This is a genomic window from Amycolatopsis sp. NPDC043889 (assembly GCF_056435645.1).
Window position 1 is genome coordinate 20,388 of sequence record NZ_JBWKEC010000039.1, and the last position, 15,087, is coordinate 35,474.

Below are 15,087 nucleotides of genomic sequence, written 5' to 3' on the forward strand. Positions count from 1 at the left end.
GTCCGGCGAAAGGAACGAAGTGAGCATCGGCGCGCCGGGAACCCTGATCCGGATGGGAGTTCTCGCCCTGTTGTGGGGATCGGGATTCCTGTGGATCAAGCTCGCCCTGACCGGGTTGCCACCCGTTCAGGTGACCGTCATCCGCTGCGCGCTCGGCGCGGCCGTCCTTCTCGTGCTGAGCCGCTGGGCCGGGCAACGTCTCCCGCGCGGACGGCGGATCTGGGGCAGGCTCCTCGTCGCCGCCTTCTTCTGCAACGCCTTGCCGTTCGTGTTGTTCAGCATCGGCGAACTGACCGTCGACTCCGGTGTCGCCGGGGTGATGAACGCGACGACCCCGCTGTGGTCGCTGCTGATCGGCATCGGGATCGGCACGGAACGCCGGATCACCGTGATCCGCGTCGGCGGCCTGATCCTCGGTTTCGCCGGCATCCTGCTGATCTTCGCGCCCTGGCAGAAGAGCGGCCTGCTGGGCTGGGGGACACTGGCTCTGCTCGGCGCCGGTATCAGCTACGCGATCGCTTTCGCTTATATGGGAAGGAAACTCGTCGGCGAGGGCGGTCCGATCGCGATCTCCGCCGCGCAACTGCTGACCGCTACCGGGCTGAGCGCGCTCGCGTTGCCGTTCGACGCCGCACCGTCGGGACCGCTGAACGTGACCGCGGTGGTCGCCGTCGTCGTCCTCGGGATCTTCGGCACCGGCGTCACCTTCCACCTCAACTACCGGCTCATCGCCGACGAAGGCGCGACCTCCGCGGCGACCGTCGGCTACCTGCTGCCGGTCGTCTCGGTCGCGCTGGGCGCGCTCGTGCTCGGCGAGGAACTCGGCCCGCGGGTGCTCGCCGGGATGGTCGTGGTGCTGCTCGGAGTCGCCCTGACCCGCTACGTGAGGTCTTCGGCGAGCAAGTCCATCAGCAGTCCGTCGTGCCAGCCTTCGCCGTCGGTGTCGCGTTCGTAGCCGCGCATCACCCCGACCTCGCGGAAGCCCACGGCCTTGTAGCAGCGGATGGCGGCTTCGTTGTCCACGGCGGGGTCGATCACGAGCCGATGGTGCCCACGATCGTGCAGGAGATACCGCGCCATCGTGCGGACGGTGTCCGTGCCCAGCCCGCGGCCGTGGGCCGCCGGGTCGAGGAAGAGGTCGACCGACGCGTGCCGGTACATCGGGTCCTCCTCTTCGCCGTACTGGACGAAGCCCCGGACGACGCCCCCTTCCAGGACCGTGAAGCAGGCCGTCGTGGGGTCGTCGAACGGCCAGGTGGGGGAGCCGTCGACCGAACCCCAGCGCGCCCCGACCTCGGCCGTGCCGCGGATCCGCCGCAAGTCCGGGACATGGGCCTCGGTGACCGGGGTCAGGGTCACGAAGTCCCCGCGCAACTCGGTGGTCAGTTCCCGCTCCGTCCACTCGTCCGAATGGCGCCAGTCTAGGGAGAAACCGGCTGGGGCGCCGCCGGAACCGCAAGAACGCGGGGGCTTTCGCCGCCGGAATCGGGTATCAACGAAAGGGACGATGGAGGTGGGTCATGGGGAACCCGTTCGAGGAAATGCGTCCGGTGGAGGAACTGGTCGACGGTGGGGCGACCGCGGTGCGCGCGGCGGTGCTGCGCAAGGCGACCGAAGCAGTGGTCGCGAACGCCCGCGACGCGACGGATTGCCGGATGCTGCTGGAGATGCTGGGGCTGCATTCCGACCGGTCGGCGCGAAGCGACGACGAGGCCGCCTGAGCCGCGGTCCGGAAGTAACTGAATGTGGCGGCAGTTGCTCGTAGTCCGTGAAGGCCTCCTTCCCTACCCTGAAGGTAGTGAAGGAGGCCTTCACGGACTGGGAAGGCGACCACGTCGCCAGGTCAGCGGGCTGTGAGTCGCCGAGCATGCCCTGAAGGCCCCTTTGAGACGCTGGATGTCTCGAAGGAGGCCCTCAGGGCGTGGGGTTTCCGAGGCGGGCCAGCGCGCGCCGAAGAAGTCACCCTTAAAGCGGTACCGGGGCGGCTTCAGCGCCGCGGCAGCACGCAGAATTCGTTCTCTTCCGGGTCGGCCATGACCACCCAGTGGTCCGACTCGGGGTCTTCGAGGATCTTCGCGCCGAGTGCCACGAGCCGGGCGACCTCCTCGCGCTGCTCGAGTTCGGTGGGCGCGATGTCGAGGTGCAGCCGGTTCTTGCCCGACTTCCCCTCGGGGACCGGCTGGAAGAGCAGGCTCGGCACATCGGGGCTCTTCAGTTCGACATAGGTCACCCCGTGACCGTCGGTCCACCGGTCGGTCTCGGGGTAGCCGAGTGCTTCCTTCCAGAACGCGGCCAGCGCTTCGGCCTCACGGCAGTCGACGGTGACGGCGAGCATCCGGGTTCGCATGGCTCCACGGTGGCACGGAACGGCGAGGTTTGCCGGATGCGCGGACGGGCATCCGGCGGGCAACGGAAAACACCCGCCGAAGGGAGCACCATGAAGGCCGTCACCTGGCACGGGAAACGCGATGTCCGGGTCGACACCGTCCCGGATCCGAAACTGGTCGAACCGACCGACGCCGTCGTGCGGATCACCTCGACCGGGATCTGCGGTTCCGACCTGCACCTTTACGAGGTACTCGGCGCCTTCATCGACGAGGGAGACATCCTCGGTCACGAGCCCATGGGTGTCGTCGAAGAGGTCGGGTCCGGGGTGACGGACCTGAAGCCCGGCGATCGCGTCGTGATCCCCTTCAACATCTCCTGCGGCCACTGCTTCATGTGCGACCGCGGCCTTCAGTCGCAATGCGAGACCACGCAGGTCACCGACCGCGGAAAGGGCGCCGCGCTGCTCGGCTACACCAAGCTCTACGGCCAGGTCCCGGGCGGCCAGGCCGAATACCTGCGCGTCCCGCAGGCCCACTACGGCCCGATCAAGGTGCCGGACGGCCCGCCGGACGAGCGTTTCGTGTACCTCTCCGACGTCGTGCCCACGGCTTGGCAGGCCGTCGACTACGCGAACATCCCCGAGGGCGGCACGGTCGTGGTCTTCGGGCTGGGCCCGATCGGCCAGTTCTGCTGCCGGATCGCGAAACACCGGGGCGCGGGCAAGGTGATCGGCATCGACCTGGTGCCGGAACGGCTCGCGAAGGCCGCCGCGGCCGGCGTCGTCACCTACGACACGCGGGAACACAAGTACCTCGGTGAGGTCATCCGCGAGGCGACCGGCGGCCGGGGCGCGGATTCGGTGGTCGACGCCGTCGGGATGGAGGCGCACGGTGCCCCGATCGGGCGGCTGGCGCAGAATCTCGTCGGACTCCTGCCCGATCCGATCGGGGCGAAGATCACCGAGAAGGCCGCGATCGACCGGCTCAGCGTGCTGTACGCGGCCATCGACTGCGTGCGGCGCGGCGGGACGATCTCGCTGAGCGGCGTCTACGGCGGCATGATCGACCCGCTGCCGATGATGGAGCTGTTCGACAAGCAGATCACCTTGCGGATGGGGCAGGCCAACGTCCGGCGCTGGATCGACGACATCATGCCGCTGATCACCGACCCCGCCGACCCGCTCGGCGTCGAGGGTTTCGCGACGCACAAGCTCCCGCTGGCGGAGGCACCGCACGCCTACGAGATCTTCCAGAAGAAACAGGACGGCGCGGTCAAGATCCTGCTGGAGCCGTCGGCGGCTTGAGGTGTCGGCACGCGCATGCCGGGTATCCGGTACGCGGATCCTGATGAAAGGAGCGATGCGATGACCACGGCACGAGAGATCATGACCGCGGGCGCGACCTGCGTGTCCGCGTCCGAAACCGTGCTAGACGCGGCGAAGAAGATGGCCGCCGAGTCGGTCGGCGCGGTCCCGATCTGCGGTGAGGACGGCAAGCTCAAGGGCATGTTGACCGACCGCGACATCGTGGTGAAGGTGCTGGCCGAGGGCAAGGATCCCAGGGCACTGCACGCCTCGGAACTCGCCCAGGGCGAGGCGGTGACGATCGGCGCGGACGACGACGCCGAGGAGATCATGCGCACCATGGCGAACCACAAGGTCCGGCGCCTGCCGGTGATCGACGGCCACAAGCTCGTCGGCATCGTGGCACAGGCAGACGTGGCGAGGGCCCTGCCCAACCCGGACAGCGGCGAGCTGGTGGAAGCGCTGTCCCACGACTGACCCGCCATACTCCTTCGGTGGCGTTCTTCGACATCGAAGGCTATGCACCCGTGTGGCTCTCCGGACTCGACACGATCCGGAGAGCCCACGGGGATCGTTTGCGTGCTTTGGTGGGCAAACGGCTGCGGCATGTCCACCTCACGTGGTTCGTCGAGTACGCCGAGTGGCTCTCGGAGGCGCCCGTGGTGGTGGACTTCGGTGCCGAACGGCTGGAGATCACGCACTGGAAGTTCGACGAGCTCTCCCTGACCTGGAACACGATCGACCCGTACGGGAAGTCCTCATGGGACTGGGGTGATCCGGCCGAGCCCAGCCCGCTCCGGTGGCGACAGGACGTCTTTCCGGAACTGTCCGCTTTGGAGGGTCAGGTGCTCCAGGACGTCGAGCTGCTCGACTGCGCGACGCGGGACATGGCGAACGGCATGGTGGCGCTCGGTTTCGTCTTCCCGCGAGGCCGGTTCACCGTCTTCAACGCCTTGGACGAGAACGGAATCGAGTTCACCGAGCCGGACTGCTCCTATCAGAAGCATTCCCTGGCGGGCTGAAAACCGGATGCGTCGGTCTTCGATCTTGGTGATACTTCCCGGCATGTCCCGGATCAAGCTGGCCGAAGCGCTCGTCTCGCGCGCCGACGCGACCAAGAAGGTGGAGGCGCTGCGCTCCCGGATCGTCGACAACGCGCGGCACCAGGAGGGCGAGGAACCGTCGGAAGACGCGTCCGCCTTGCTCGTCGAGGCCGAAACCGCGCTGGACGAACTGGAATCGCTGATCCAGCGGATCAACCGGACCAACGCCGCGACCCCGCTGGGGGAAGGCACGATCACCGACGCGATCGCGCGCCGCGACGTCCTCCGGCTCAGGCACGGCGTCCTCACCGCGGCCGCCGACGCCGCGGCCGGCCGTAACCAGGGCGGCTACGGTCGCCAGCTCCGGTCGGAGCTGCGGTACCTCTCGGCGCTCCCGGTCGCGGAACTGCGGTCCCGCGCGGACCGGGTCGCGGGGGAGATCCGGGCGGTCGACGTCGAGATCCAGCGCACCAACTGGGAGACCGACCTCCTGGACTGAACGTGGAAAGCAGGTAGCCCTCCGGGAAGCGGGCACAAGCCGAGGGCCGGCGGTATTCCGGCTCGCCTGGTACGTGGCGGGCAGCGTGGGGTTCGACTCCCCGATCACAACTCCGCCCAGCACGACGCACAGGTGACGGCGCAAACGGCACAGTTCATCACCACGTGCCGGTCCCGGAAGGTGAGGGCGGGTACGGGGTCTTTCCACGCATTCCCGGTGACACAGTGGTCTTCCCGACACTCTTCACCCCGTCGAGGCATGGGCGGAGCTGATCGACTCTGTGCCAAGGTGAAGAGCGGAACAACCCAAGAGCCCAGGTGGTGACCCCGGATGGCACTGAAGATCGGTTACAAGGCGTCGGCCGAGCAGTTCGGCCCGCGCGACCTCGTCGAGTACTCCGTGCTCGCCGAGCAAGTCGGGCTGGACAGCGTGATGGTCAGCGACCATTTCCAGCCCTGGCGGCACCAGGGCGGGCACGCGCCGTTCTCCTTCGCGTGGATGGCGGCGGTCGGTGAGCGCACCGAGCGGGTCGTGCTCGGCACCAGCGTGCTGACGGCGACCTTCCGCTACAACCCGGCCGTGGTGGCACAGGCGTTCGGCACCCTCGGCAGCCTGTACCCGGGCCGGGTGCTGCTCGGCGTCGGCAGCGGCGAGGCCCTCAACGAGGTCGCGGTCGCCCGGATCGAGTGGCCTGCGTTCAAGGAGCGGTTCGCGAGGCTGCGCGAGGCGATCGAGCTGATGCGCAAGCTGTGGTCCGAGGAGCGTGTCACGTTCGAGGGCGAGTACTTCCAGACCACGGACGCCACCGTGTACGACCGCCCCGAGGGCGGCGTGCCGATCTACATCGCGGCCGGTGGCCCGGTGATGGCGAAGTATGTCGGCAAGCAGGGTGACGGCTTCATCTGCACCAGCGGCAAGGGTATGGAGCTCTACACCGACAAGCTGCTGCCCGCGGTCGCGGAAGGCGCGGAGCAGGTGGGCCGCAGCACCGGCGACATCGACAAGATGATCGAGATCAAGCTGTCCTACGACCCGGACCCGGCGCAGGCGCTGGAGAACACCCGGTTCTGGGCGCCGCTCTCGCTGACGCCGGAGCAGAAGGCCGGTATCGAGGACCCGGCGGAAATGGAAAAGGCCGCGGACGCGCTGCCGATCGAGCAGGTCGCCCGCCGCTGGATCGTCACTTCCGACCCGGCGGACGCGGTCGAGCAGATCAAGCCGTACGTCGAGGCGGGCTTCAACCACCTCGTCTTCCACGGTCCCGGCCACGACCAGGAGCGGTTCCTGCGCTCGTTCTCCGAACAGGTCGTCCCGGGGCTCCGCGAACTCGGCTGACCCGGCGCGGACGGCGGCATCGCGGGAGGCGGTGCCGCCACTGGGGTCAGGCGTGTCAGGACTCGGTGACGAGCTTGCCGATCTCCTGGTCGAAGTCGAACCATTCCGGCTCGGAGCCGGCGGGCACGAGGTCGTAGGTGCGGTCGAGGAACTCGGCCAGCTCCTGCGCCGGAGCTTCGAGGACAGCACAGCCGTCGGGCGCGCTGAGCGCGAAGATCACGATCGAGGTGTCGTCGGCCGGGCTGATGATCACGTCGCCCTCACCCGATGGGGTGAGGAGTCCGTCCGCGAGGAGGTCACGGCCGAACATCCAACGCACCGTCCCGCCGCCCGAGTGGTAGGCCACCACGACGGCGTAGGGGTCTTGGGGGTCGTATTCGAGGTCGGCCCGCACGGGGAGCGGGTCCGCACCGAAAGTGCGCAGGCCGAAGACGATCGTCCCCCGGATGAGGTCGCTTTCCCTGTCCAATGCTTCAGCCCCTTACGTTCGGTTGCTGTTGATCTTCAGCTATGGATAACGCAATGTGAAGCCTTTTCGTGACCCGAGTTGACAAGGTTCACACGTTCGGCTGAGAGCTGCGTCTCATGTGCTCACTCACCGTCTTCGGTGGGCACGTGCGGTGAGCAAGCGGAAAGGCGACCAGTCGTGCAAAAGAAAGAGACTTCGCACGTGCATATTCCGATGAAGGAAATATGGGCAGCCATTTGGCGGAGTGAATCCATATTCTTGGCGGTTTAACATCGGCACGCGTCGTTCAAATGTTTCCATGAGACCGGCGCGGCTCAGTCCTGGACCTCGGCGAGCGTGATCGTTGCGGATCGGGAGGGAGCGGTAATGGGCGTACGGATCGCCGTCGTAATTCCCAGGGAAGACCTCGCGCGGCGGGAAACGAATCAAGGGCCAGGTGGGCGGACGATACCCGGACGTGTTTCTTCTTCGCCGGGTTTCGGGACCGCGCCGTCGGTGCCCTGCGTCCAGGGGTGTCGCCGTGATTGACCGGCTCCCGATGCGCGTCGGGCAGGCCGACATCGACCGGCTGGAGAGCGTCATCGCCGCGCTCCGGGCGCGTGACTACCGGGAAGGCGGCGGGTCCTGCCGGGAGCTGCTGCGCGTGCTGGAGCCGTACGGTGCCGCGCTGCGGCGAGGGATGATGTCCGACCCGCTGGCCCGGCGGCTGGCAGGCGTGGTCGCGGACCTGCACAACCTGAAGGGCTGGACTGAGTTCGACTCGGGTCGCCCGGTGCGGGCGGAGCGGCACTTCCGTCGCGCGCTCGACCTCGCGGCGGAGGCGGGTGACGACGACCTCCTCGCCAACATCCGCTACCGGCTCGGCCGGATGTACCTGCATCATCGGTCGCCGACGGAGGCGCTCGAGCAGTTCGGTCAGGGACAGGTCGCGGCACGCCGCGCCGGACGGCCGTTGTCGCAGGCGATCCTGTCGGCGAACGAGGCGTGGGCCTATGCGCTGCTCGGGGACGTCCGCCAGGCGCTCGACAAGATTTCCCTTGCCCCGGAACAATTCGCGGACTCCGCAGGCGACGCCGTCCCGTCGTGGTCGGCCTTCTTCACGGCCAACGACCTGGCCGCGATGATCGGCACGGTGCGCACCGAACTCGCCAGGCTCGTCGACGTCCGCCACAGCCGGAAGGCCATTCCCGCGCTCACCGAAGCCATCGAGGGCTATGGGCCGGACATGGTGCGCAGCCGGTCGCTGACGATGATCTGGCTCGCGGTCGACCACGCGCTGGAGGGTGATCTCGACCGGGCGGCGGAGGTCGGTCTCGCCGCGATGGACATCGCGGACGGAATCCGTTCCGCGCGGACGCGAGATCGTTTACGGCCACTGTCGGAAAGCCTGCGGAAGCGGGTGGGCGATATTGACGCGCGAGATATCCTTGACCGGATCGCAACATTTCGTGCCAGTGCCTGAGTGCCGGAGAATGAGTGTGGGAACGGCCGGATCAATTCCGCCGGGCGTAGGCTCGCGGGTATGAAACGGACTTCGTTCGCGCAGTGGCCGTGTTCGATCGCGCGCACCATGGACCTGCTCGGCGACTGGTGGACGCCGCTGGTCCTGCGGGAGGCGTTCTACGGGATCCGCAGGTTCGACGAGTTCCAGCAGCAGCTCGGTATCGCGCGGAACACCCTCGCCGACCGGCTGCGCCGCCTGGTCGCGGAAGGGTTGCTGGAAAAGCGCGCCTACCAGGCCGACCCCGTCCGTTACGACTACGTGCTGACCGAGAAGGGCTCGGATTTCTACGGGGTGCTCGCCGCCATGTCGCGCTGGGGCGACCGCTGGCTCTCCGGGGACGACGGGCCGCCGATCACGCTCCACCACGAGACCTGCGGGCACGAGACTCACGCGGAGGTCGTCTGCGCGCACTGCGCCCGGCCGCTCACCGCCGAGAACACGCGGGCCCGGCTCGGTAGCGGCTACCCGCCGAAGCTCGCGAGCCGCCCCGACGTCGTACGCCGATTCGCCACACAAGAGGGTTTGACAACGTAAGTTCATCTACGCAACTATCGAGGTCACGGGCATGGGAGGGTGACCACGATGGAGTGGACGGGTGCGAAGTACGCCGACAAGCCGACGGTCGAGGTGCAGGCGTGGGTCGACGCCGTTCCGGAGCGGGTCTGGTCGATCGTGTCCGATGTACGGCTTATGCCCGAAATGAGCCGGGAACTCCAATCGGCCGAATGGTGCGACGGCGCGGCCGGCGAAGCCGCGGTCGGCAGGCGGTTCGTCGGCCACAGCAGGCACGACGCGTTCGGCGAATGGGAGACGACGTCGTATGTCGTCGAATGTGAGGCGCCGCGTGTCTTCGCCTGGGCGGTGCAGGACCCCGAAACGCCGACCGCGGTGTGGCGCTTCACGCTGGAGCCCGAGAACGGCGGGACGAAGCTCCGGCAATGGATGCAGATGGGGCCGGGACGGTCCGGTCTTTCGCTGGCCATCGACCAGATGCCGGACAAGGAGGAGAAGATCGTCTTCGTCCGGCTGCGCGAGTTCGAGAACGCGATGACCGGGACCCTCGCCGCGATCAAGGAGCGCGCCGAGGCGGACGGCGCGTGATGCGGACGGCGACCACGGTCGAGGCGTCCCGCGGCTGGCGGGAGACGCTGGATTTCGTGCTGGAGGCCGAGAAGCTCGGTCTCGACGAGTGCTGGGTCGCCGAGGCCTGGGGTTCGGACGCGCCGTCCGTGCTCGGCTATCTCGCCGCGCGGACCGAGCGGATCCGGCTCGGCTCGGGCATCATCCAGCTCGGCACCCGGACCCCGGTGGCGATCGCGCAGACCGCGCTGACCCTCTCGGAGCTTTCCGGCGGCCGGTTCGCCCTCGGGCTCGGCGCGTCGGGACCGCAGGTGATCGAGGGGCTCCACGGGGTTCCGTTCGCGCGGCCGCTGACGCGGATGCGGGAAACGGTCGCGATCATCCGCCAGGCGTTCGCGGGGGAGAAGATCTCGTTCTCCGGCAAGGTATTCGAGATCCCGCTGCCGGGGGAGAGCAAGCCGATGCGGCTGTCGACGGCGCCGAATCCGGATATCCCGATCCATCTGGCCACGCTCTCGCCGAAGCTGCTGGAGCTGACCGGCGAGATCGCGGACGGCTGGCTGGGCACCAGTTTCGTCCCCGAGGGGGCACAGGCCTATTTCTCGCATCTCGACGCCGGCCTCGCGAAGGCGGGCCGATCGCGCGCGGACCTCGAAGTCTGCCAAGGTGCCGAGGTCGCCTTCGCCGCGGACGAGGACGAGTTGCGCGGGACGGTCGCGGCCCGCAAGGCCGAACTCGCGTTCAGCCTCGGCGGGATGGGTTCGGCGAAGACGAACTTCTACAACAACGCCTACGGCAGGCAAGGCTGGGCCGAGGCGGCCGCGGCGGTGCGGGAGCGATGGCAGGCGGGCGACCGGGAAGGCGCCGCCGCACTGGTGACCGACGAGATGGTGCTCGGCACGACACTGATCGGCACCGAACCGATGGTCGCCGACCGGCTGCGCGTCTGGCGGGACGCCGGGGTCGACACGGTCCGGCTGTACCCGGCGGGGGAGACGGTCGCCGACCGGCTCACCACTCTCGGCCGGGCGCTGGATCTGGTCCGTGCGTTGGGCTGAATGTCCGCGCCGGTTGAGGTGACCGGCCGAGCGCGGCGGCTCCCGCCTGCTCCAAGCGGGTAGAACTTGTTTCACTTTTCCGGCCGGCTGGAGAACATGACCTCGCTCGATCCCCACGCGAGGAGGATTCATGGGTCCCGATTCCGGTCTGTCCCGGCGCCAGGTCCTGCTCGGCACCGGGCTCGCGCTCGCTTCGGGACTGCCGTTCGCCGGGACGGCTTCGGCCGCCTCCACGGTGCTCGGTGAGTACGACGTCGTCGTGGTCGGGGCGGGCGCGGCGGGGATGACTGCCGCGCTGACCGCGGCGAAACGCGGCCTCAGCTGCGTGGTGCTGGAGAAGGCGGCGAAGTTCGGTGGTTCGGCCGCCCGGTCCGGGGCGGGGATCTGGATTCCGTGCAATTCGGTGCTGGCCGAGGCCGGCGTCCGCGACACCCCGGAACAGGCCGCCCGGTACTTGGCCGCCGTGGTCGGCCCGTCGATCCCCGCCTCGCGTCAGCAGGCGTTCCTCGCCAACGGTCCGGCGATGCTGTCGTTCGTGATGGCCAACAGCCCGCTGCGGTTCCGCTGGATGGAGGGCTACAGCGACTACTACCCGGAGCTGCCCGGCGGGATGCCCGGCGGCCGCTCGATCGAGCCTGACCAGCTCGACGGGAACATCCTCGGCGCCGAACTGGCCAATCTGAACCCGCCCTACCTCGCCACGCCCGCGGGGATGGTCGTCTTCAGCGCCGACTACAAGTGGCTCGCGTTGGCCGCAGTCAACCCGAAGGGCGCCGCGGTGGCGGCCGCCTGCCTCGCGCGCGGCACGGCCGCCGCGCTGGCCGGGCAGAAACCGCTCACCATGGGCCAGTCGCTGGCCGCGGGACTGCGGGCCGGATTGCAGCGCGCCGGGGTCCCGGTCTGGCTGAACACGCCCCTGACCGATCTCGTCATCGAGAACGGGAAGGTCACCGGCGTGACCGTCGCGGCGGGCGTGGTGAAAGCCCGGCGCGGCGTCATCGTCGGCTCCGGCGGGTTCGAGCACAACGCCGCCATGCGGGCGGAATACCAGCGCCAGCCGATCGGTACACAATGGACTGTCGGCGCCCGGTCGAACACCGGGGACGGGATCCTGGCGGGTAAGCGTGCTGGAGCGGCGCTGGACCTGATGGACGACGCCTGGTGGGGACCGGCGATCCCGCTCCCCGGCGAACCGTACTTCTGCCTCGCCGAGCGGACCCTGCCCGGCGGGCTGATGGTGGACGCGGCCGGCAAGCGATTCGTCAACGAAGCGGCGCCCTACAGCGACGTCGTGCACACGATGTACGACCGGAACCCGACGTCGCCCACCATCCCCGCGTGGCTGGTCGTCGACCAGCACTACCGCAACCGGTATCTCTTCCGCGACATCGCGCCGCTGTTGCCGTTTCCCGGCGAGTGGTACTCGGCGGGGGCGGTCAAGAAGGCGTGGACCGTGGAGTCGCTCGGCAGCGCGATCGGCGTTCCGCCGCAGGCGTTGCGCGCCACGGTCAACCGGTTCAACGGGCAGGCGCTGTCCGGTGTGGACAGTGACTTCCGCAGGGGCGCCAGCGCTTACGACCACTACTACACCGATCCGTACGTCCTGCCGAACTCGTGCCTCGCGCCGCTCTGGGAGCCGCCCTTCTACGCCTTCAAGATCGTCCCGGGCGACCTCGGGACCAAGGGCGGGATGCGCACCGACGCGCGGGCGCGGGTCCTGCGGGCGGACGGCTCGGTCATCCCCGGCCTGTACGCCGCCGGGAACGCCAGCGCGGCGGTGATGGGCAACAGTTACGCGGGGGCGGGGTCGACGATCGGCCCGGCGATGACCTTCGGGTATGTCGCGGCGAACGATCTCGCGGATCAGCCGGGCTGAGGCTTCATTCGTCTTCGAGTGCCTTGTGCGGTCGAAGTTGTGATGGGACGAAGGGAACGCCGTCCAAGGTGGAGTCGGTGAACCTGATGTCACCGCTGAACGTCGTTCCGTCGAACGTGGTGTAGCTGCTGAAGGTTACCTGGTTGAACCAGGCGTCACCCGCGAACGCGGCTTCGGTGAAATAGGACCGATGCGCGAACGTCACACCGGGAAGGTAAGCGTCTTCGAAGAACGTGGCGTCATCGAAGGTCGCACTGTCGGCGAAGGTGGCCTTGCTGAACACCACGCTGCCGGTGAACGTCGTGTTCGTGAAGCGAGCCTTGCGCAGGAACGAGGCGGAGCGAAATGTGGCGGTCCCTTTGAAGGTGGCCGCGTCGAATCTGGCCATGGCTTCGAAGGTCGCTTGATCGAATCGTACGTTGCCGGTGAACCGTGCTTCCGAGAACCAGGAGTCGCCGGTGAACGTGACGCCGTCGAACCTGGTTTCCCCATCGAAGTGGATGCCCATGAGCAAGGTGTCACCGCAGAACCGGGCGTTCGAGAAGCGGGCGTTGTTGAGCCGGCAGTCGCGGAGCATGACGTCGATCAGCAGCGCGCCGCTGAGATCCAGGTCGATGTCCGGCCAGAACCGTTTCCCGTCCTGGTAGTTCGGGTCGAGATGGTCGGCCAGGATGCGTTGGGCGGTCGTTTGTACTTCGCGTTCTTGAAGTTCACTTCGGTATTCGTCGTGGATCTCCTTCTCTGCGGTGGGATCGGGAGGCTTGTCAGGTAGTTCGTAAGGCATGCGCAGATAGGCACTGATCACATTGACGATCGTCTGACGTTGTGAAGGATTGTCCTGCGCCAGGCGATCGAGGGCGTACAGCCCGGCGAGCCGAACGGGCGCCTTGTCGGCTCCCAGCTGCTCGACTGCTTTGAGGTAGAGGTCGCTGATCCGCCGCTCCGCGGCATCGTGGCGAGCGTCGTCGTTGGCCTGTTCTCGCAGCTGGAGGTCATGGCGTTTGGTAATGAGGTCCTGTTCCGCGGTCTGCTGGCGTCGAGCGGCCAGGAGCAGCGCGATGGCGCCGCCCGCTCCGAGCACGATCGTGCCGACGGTGCGCACACCCTCCAATCGGGCCTTGTCGGCGTCTGTCCCTTTTCCGTAGAGAAAGAACAGCACCCAGCAAGCGGCGACGGCGAAGATCAGGAGAAGTCCGGCGCACAGGGTGATGGTGCGATTCGACAGGGTTCGATGTTTCCCTTCGGAGGCGCCGGTCGGTCGGGTTCGCGACTTCTCCGGAGCGTGGGAATCATCGGCCATCGGACCATGATCGCAGCGCGAGGCCGGTTTCGAATCTGGCGAATACGTGATACGTCCGGGCGTGTTCAGACTGGTCGGGACGTTTCTCGCGCCGGAGTGAGGACGCGGTCGGCGAGCTTGAGCCGTGAAACGGCGATGACGAGCACGAAAGCGATGAGCGCGGCGACGGTCCGGACGACGTTGTAGGTCTCCCACTGATCGAGGATCGCCGCGTGGTCGGCCGGTGCCGAGGTGGTCGCCCAGACCTTGATCCGGCCGTTGATGGGCACGTTCCCGAAACGGGTGACCAGGAACGACGTCACGACCAGTGCCGCGGCCACGCCGGCCAGCTGTCGCGGCCGTCCTCGGCTCAGGAAGGCGAGCGCGAGGGAGCTGATCGCCGCGAGCGCCATCGCGGTCTGCATGACGACGCCGTTCCGCTGCATCAGCGCGGTGTGGAAGGTCAGCCGCACGTCGAGCGGGACGACGTCGAACGTGGCGGCGACGTTGACCGCGCCGTAGCCGAACGCCCCCGCGAGCAGACCTGTCGACAAAAGGGCGACACCGGTGACGAGACCCGACTTTATCTTTGACATGCTGTCAAACATAGTGACCTGAGTTAGGGTTGACAACATGTCCGAGCTAGCCGAGGGGCGGCAGAGGCGGCGGCGGACCGACGCCGATCGCAGTGTCGCTTCGATCCTCGCCGCGGCCAAGGAAGTCCTTGGCACACAAGCCCATGCGAGCGTCGAGGACATCGCGAGAGCGGCTGGGGTGAGCAGGCAGACCGTCTATGCGCACTTCAAGACCCGCGAGGCGCTCCTGAGCGCGGTGATCGACGCGGTGTCCGAGGAGGCCGCGAACGAGATGGACGCCGCGCGGCTCGACGAGGGTCCCGCCGCCGATGCCATGCTGCGCCTGCTCGACGTCGGCTGGAGGATGTTCCGGCGCTACCCGCTGCTGCCCGCGGGCGCCGCCGAAGAGAACGATCCCGAAGCCGACCGGGACCGGCATTCGGCGGTGGCCGATCATCTGGACCGGCTGCTCACCAGGGGCAAGGCGTCGGGGGAGTTCGACCAGGACCTCGCGAATCCCTGGCTCGTCAACGCGATCGTGGCGCTCGGCCACGCCGCCGGCCACGCCGTCGACGCGCAGCAGCTGACGCTCGAAGACGGCGTCGACGCGCTCGCCGAGAGCGTCCTGCGGCTTTGTGGTGCCGCTCGGCGGGACTGACGGACACGGAACGCCCCGAAGCGCTCACGGCCGGTTCCGCACCCGTTAAGGTGGGGCGTTCGCGTGGCATCAAGGGCTGG

At 68.0% G+C, this 15,087-nt stretch carries 18 protein-coding genes; 13 read left to right on the top strand and 5 right to left on the bottom strand.

Translation table 11 applies throughout. From position 1 onward, the window contains the following. Window positions 1-19 precede the first annotated feature (19 nt). On the top strand, window positions 20-955 hold the full coding sequence (locus AC0685_RS38820) for a DMT family transporter (protein WP_478230056.1): 936 nt from the start codon (window positions 20-22) through the stop codon (window positions 953-955). On the opposite strand, the gene AC0685_RS38825 is transcribed toward AC0685_RS38820, so the two are convergent. Then, window positions 880-1,386, bottom strand: coding sequence for a GNAT family N-acetyltransferase (locus AC0685_RS38825; RefSeq protein WP_478230110.1), 507 nt, complete (start codon window positions 1,384-1,386; stop codon window positions 880-882). The two genes, AC0685_RS38820 and AC0685_RS38825, sit on opposite strands and share 76 nt — an antisense overlap. A 134-nt stretch (window positions 1,387-1,520) precedes the next feature. On the opposite strand from AC0685_RS38825, the gene AC0685_RS38830 reads away from it, so the two are divergent. Further along, window positions 1,521-1,721, top strand: coding sequence for a hypothetical protein (locus AC0685_RS38830; protein WP_340682925.1), 201 nt, complete (start codon window positions 1,521-1,523; stop codon window positions 1,719-1,721). Window positions 1,722-1,987: 266 nt separating this feature from the next. On the opposite strand, the gene AC0685_RS38835 is transcribed toward AC0685_RS38830, so the two are convergent. Further along, window positions 1,988-2,347 (bottom strand): VOC family protein, encoded by a 360-nt coding sequence (locus AC0685_RS38835; RefSeq protein ID WP_478230057.1) that lies wholly within the window; start codon window positions 2,345-2,347, stop codon window positions 1,988-1,990. 90 nt (window positions 2,348-2,437) lie between these two features. Between AC0685_RS38835 and AC0685_RS38840 the strand changes: the two genes are divergently transcribed. The 5 genes from AC0685_RS38840 to fgd all read left to right on the top strand — a co-directional run bounded on the left by AC0685_RS38840 (window position 2,438) and on the right by fgd (window position 6,508). Then, window positions 2,438-3,631, top strand: a complete 1,194-nt coding sequence (locus tag AC0685_RS38840; protein WP_478230111.1) for a zinc-dependent alcohol dehydrogenase — start codon at window positions 2,438-2,440, stop codon at window positions 3,629-3,631. A 60-nt stretch (window positions 3,632-3,691) separates the two neighbouring features. Continuing rightward, complete coding sequence (locus tag AC0685_RS38845) at window positions 3,692-4,108, top strand: CBS domain-containing protein (RefSeq protein ID WP_478230058.1); 417 nt, start codon at window positions 3,692-3,694, stop codon at window positions 4,106-4,108. A 17-nt stretch (window positions 4,109-4,125) separates the two neighbouring features. Further along, window positions 4,126-4,653, top strand: coding sequence for a hypothetical protein (locus AC0685_RS38850; protein ID WP_478230059.1), 528 nt, complete (start codon window positions 4,126-4,128; stop codon window positions 4,651-4,653). Window positions 4,654-4,696: 43 nt separating this feature from the next. Further along, entirely contained in the window at window positions 4,697-5,173 is a 477-nt protein-coding gene (locus AC0685_RS38855; protein WP_395875435.1) for a DIP1984 family protein, read from the top strand. 330 nt (window positions 5,174-5,503) lie between these two features. Further along, window positions 5,504-6,508: a glucose-6-phosphate dehydrogenase (coenzyme-F420) gene (gene fgd / locus AC0685_RS38860; RefSeq protein ID WP_126730730.1), complete on the top strand. Its 1,005-nt coding sequence runs from the start codon at window positions 5,504-5,506 to the stop codon at window positions 6,506-6,508. A gap of 55 nt (window positions 6,509-6,563) precedes the next feature. On the opposite strand, the gene AC0685_RS38865 is transcribed toward fgd, so the two are convergent. After that, window positions 6,564-6,977 carry an SsgA family sporulation/cell division regulator gene (locus tag AC0685_RS38865; protein WP_478230060.1) on the bottom strand — a complete coding sequence of 138 codons (414 nt, stop codon included), beginning with the start codon at window positions 6,975-6,977 and terminating at the stop codon, window positions 6,564-6,566. 538 nt (window positions 6,978-7,515) lie between these two features. Here AC0685_RS38865 and AC0685_RS38870 point away from each other — a divergent pair. The 5 genes from AC0685_RS38870 (at window position 7,516) to kstD (ending at window position 12,495) form a co-directional block, all read left to right on the top strand. Beyond that, window positions 7,516-8,439, top strand: a complete 924-nt coding sequence (locus tag AC0685_RS38870; protein WP_478230112.1) for a tetratricopeptide repeat protein — start codon at window positions 7,516-7,518, stop codon at window positions 8,437-8,439. A 60-nt stretch (window positions 8,440-8,499) separates the two neighbouring features. Then, window positions 8,500-9,015 (top strand): winged helix-turn-helix transcriptional regulator, encoded by a 516-nt coding sequence (locus tag AC0685_RS38875; protein ID WP_478230061.1) that lies wholly within the window; start codon window positions 8,500-8,502, stop codon window positions 9,013-9,015. 48 nt (window positions 9,016-9,063) lie between these two features. After that, window positions 9,064-9,582: an SRPBCC family protein gene (locus AC0685_RS38880; RefSeq protein ID WP_478230062.1), complete on the top strand. Its 519-nt coding sequence runs from the start codon at window positions 9,064-9,066 to the stop codon at window positions 9,580-9,582. Further along, window positions 9,582-10,619, top strand: coding sequence for an LLM class flavin-dependent oxidoreductase (locus AC0685_RS38885; RefSeq protein ID WP_478230063.1), 1,038 nt, complete (start codon window positions 9,582-9,584; stop codon window positions 10,617-10,619). The genes AC0685_RS38880 and AC0685_RS38885 overlap by 1 nt, the downstream gene beginning before the upstream one ends. 130 nt (window positions 10,620-10,749) lie before the next feature. After that, window positions 10,750-12,495, top strand: coding sequence for a 3-oxosteroid 1-dehydrogenase (gene kstD, locus AC0685_RS38890; protein ID WP_478230064.1), 1,746 nt, complete (start codon window positions 10,750-10,752; stop codon window positions 12,493-12,495). Between the two features lie 4 nt (window positions 12,496-12,499). Here kstD and AC0685_RS38895 read toward each other — a convergent pair whose 3' ends face one another. Together AC0685_RS38895 and AC0685_RS38900 are read right to left on the bottom strand one after the other, a co-directional pair. Then, a complete protein-coding gene (locus AC0685_RS38895) occupies window positions 12,500-13,597 on the bottom strand; it encodes a pentapeptide repeat-containing protein (protein ID WP_478230065.1) in 1,098 nt (365 codons plus the stop codon). A 263-nt stretch (window positions 13,598-13,860) separates the two neighbouring features. Further along, window positions 13,861-14,370, bottom strand: a complete 510-nt coding sequence (locus AC0685_RS38900; protein WP_478230066.1) for an anthrone oxygenase family protein — start codon at window positions 14,368-14,370, stop codon at window positions 13,861-13,863. A 37-nt stretch (window positions 14,371-14,407) separates the two neighbouring features. Here AC0685_RS38900 and AC0685_RS38905 point away from each other — a divergent pair, with 37 nt between their 5' ends. Continuing rightward, on the top strand, window positions 14,408-15,007 hold the full coding sequence (locus AC0685_RS38905) for a TetR/AcrR family transcriptional regulator (protein WP_478230067.1): 600 nt from the start codon (window positions 14,408-14,410) through the stop codon (window positions 15,005-15,007). Window positions 15,008-15,087: the final 80 nt, after the last annotated feature.

Coding starts and splice junctions, on each gene's coding strand:
- AC0685_RS38830 (WP_340682925.1), top strand. CDS start 1,521: ATGGGGAACCCGTTCGAGGAAATGCGTCCGGTGGAGGAACTGGTCGAC.
- AC0685_RS38835 (WP_478230057.1), bottom strand. CDS start 2,347: ATGCGAACCCGGATGCTCGCCGTCACCGTCGACTGCCGTGAGGCCGAA.
- AC0685_RS38840 (WP_478230111.1), top strand. CDS start 2,438: ATGAAGGCCGTCACCTGGCACGGGAAACGCGATGTCCGGGTCGACACC.
- AC0685_RS38845 (WP_478230058.1), top strand. CDS start 3,692: ATGACCACGGCACGAGAGATCATGACCGCGGGCGCGACCTGCGTGTCC.
- AC0685_RS38855 (WP_395875435.1), top strand. CDS start 4,697: ATGTCCCGGATCAAGCTGGCCGAAGCGCTCGTCTCGCGCGCCGACGCG.
- fgd (WP_126730730.1), top strand. CDS start 5,504: ATGGCACTGAAGATCGGTTACAAGGCGTCGGCCGAGCAGTTCGGCCCG.
- AC0685_RS38870 (WP_478230112.1), top strand. CDS start 7,516: ATGCGCGTCGGGCAGGCCGACATCGACCGGCTGGAGAGCGTCATCGCC.
- AC0685_RS38875 (WP_478230061.1), top strand. CDS start 8,500: ATGAAACGGACTTCGTTCGCGCAGTGGCCGTGTTCGATCGCGCGCACC.
- AC0685_RS38880 (WP_478230062.1), top strand. CDS start 9,064: ATGGAGTGGACGGGTGCGAAGTACGCCGACAAGCCGACGGTCGAGGTG.
- AC0685_RS38885 (WP_478230063.1), top strand. CDS start 9,582: ATGCGGACGGCGACCACGGTCGAGGCGTCCCGCGGCTGGCGGGAGACG.
- kstD (WP_478230064.1), top strand. CDS start 10,750: ATGGGTCCCGATTCCGGTCTGTCCCGGCGCCAGGTCCTGCTCGGCACC.
- AC0685_RS38900 (WP_478230066.1), bottom strand. CDS start 14,370: ATGTCAAAGATAAAGTCGGGTCTCGTCACCGGTGTCGCCCTTTTGTCG.
- AC0685_RS38905 (WP_478230067.1), top strand. CDS start 14,408: ATGTCCGAGCTAGCCGAGGGGCGGCAGAGGCGGCGGCGGACCGACGCC.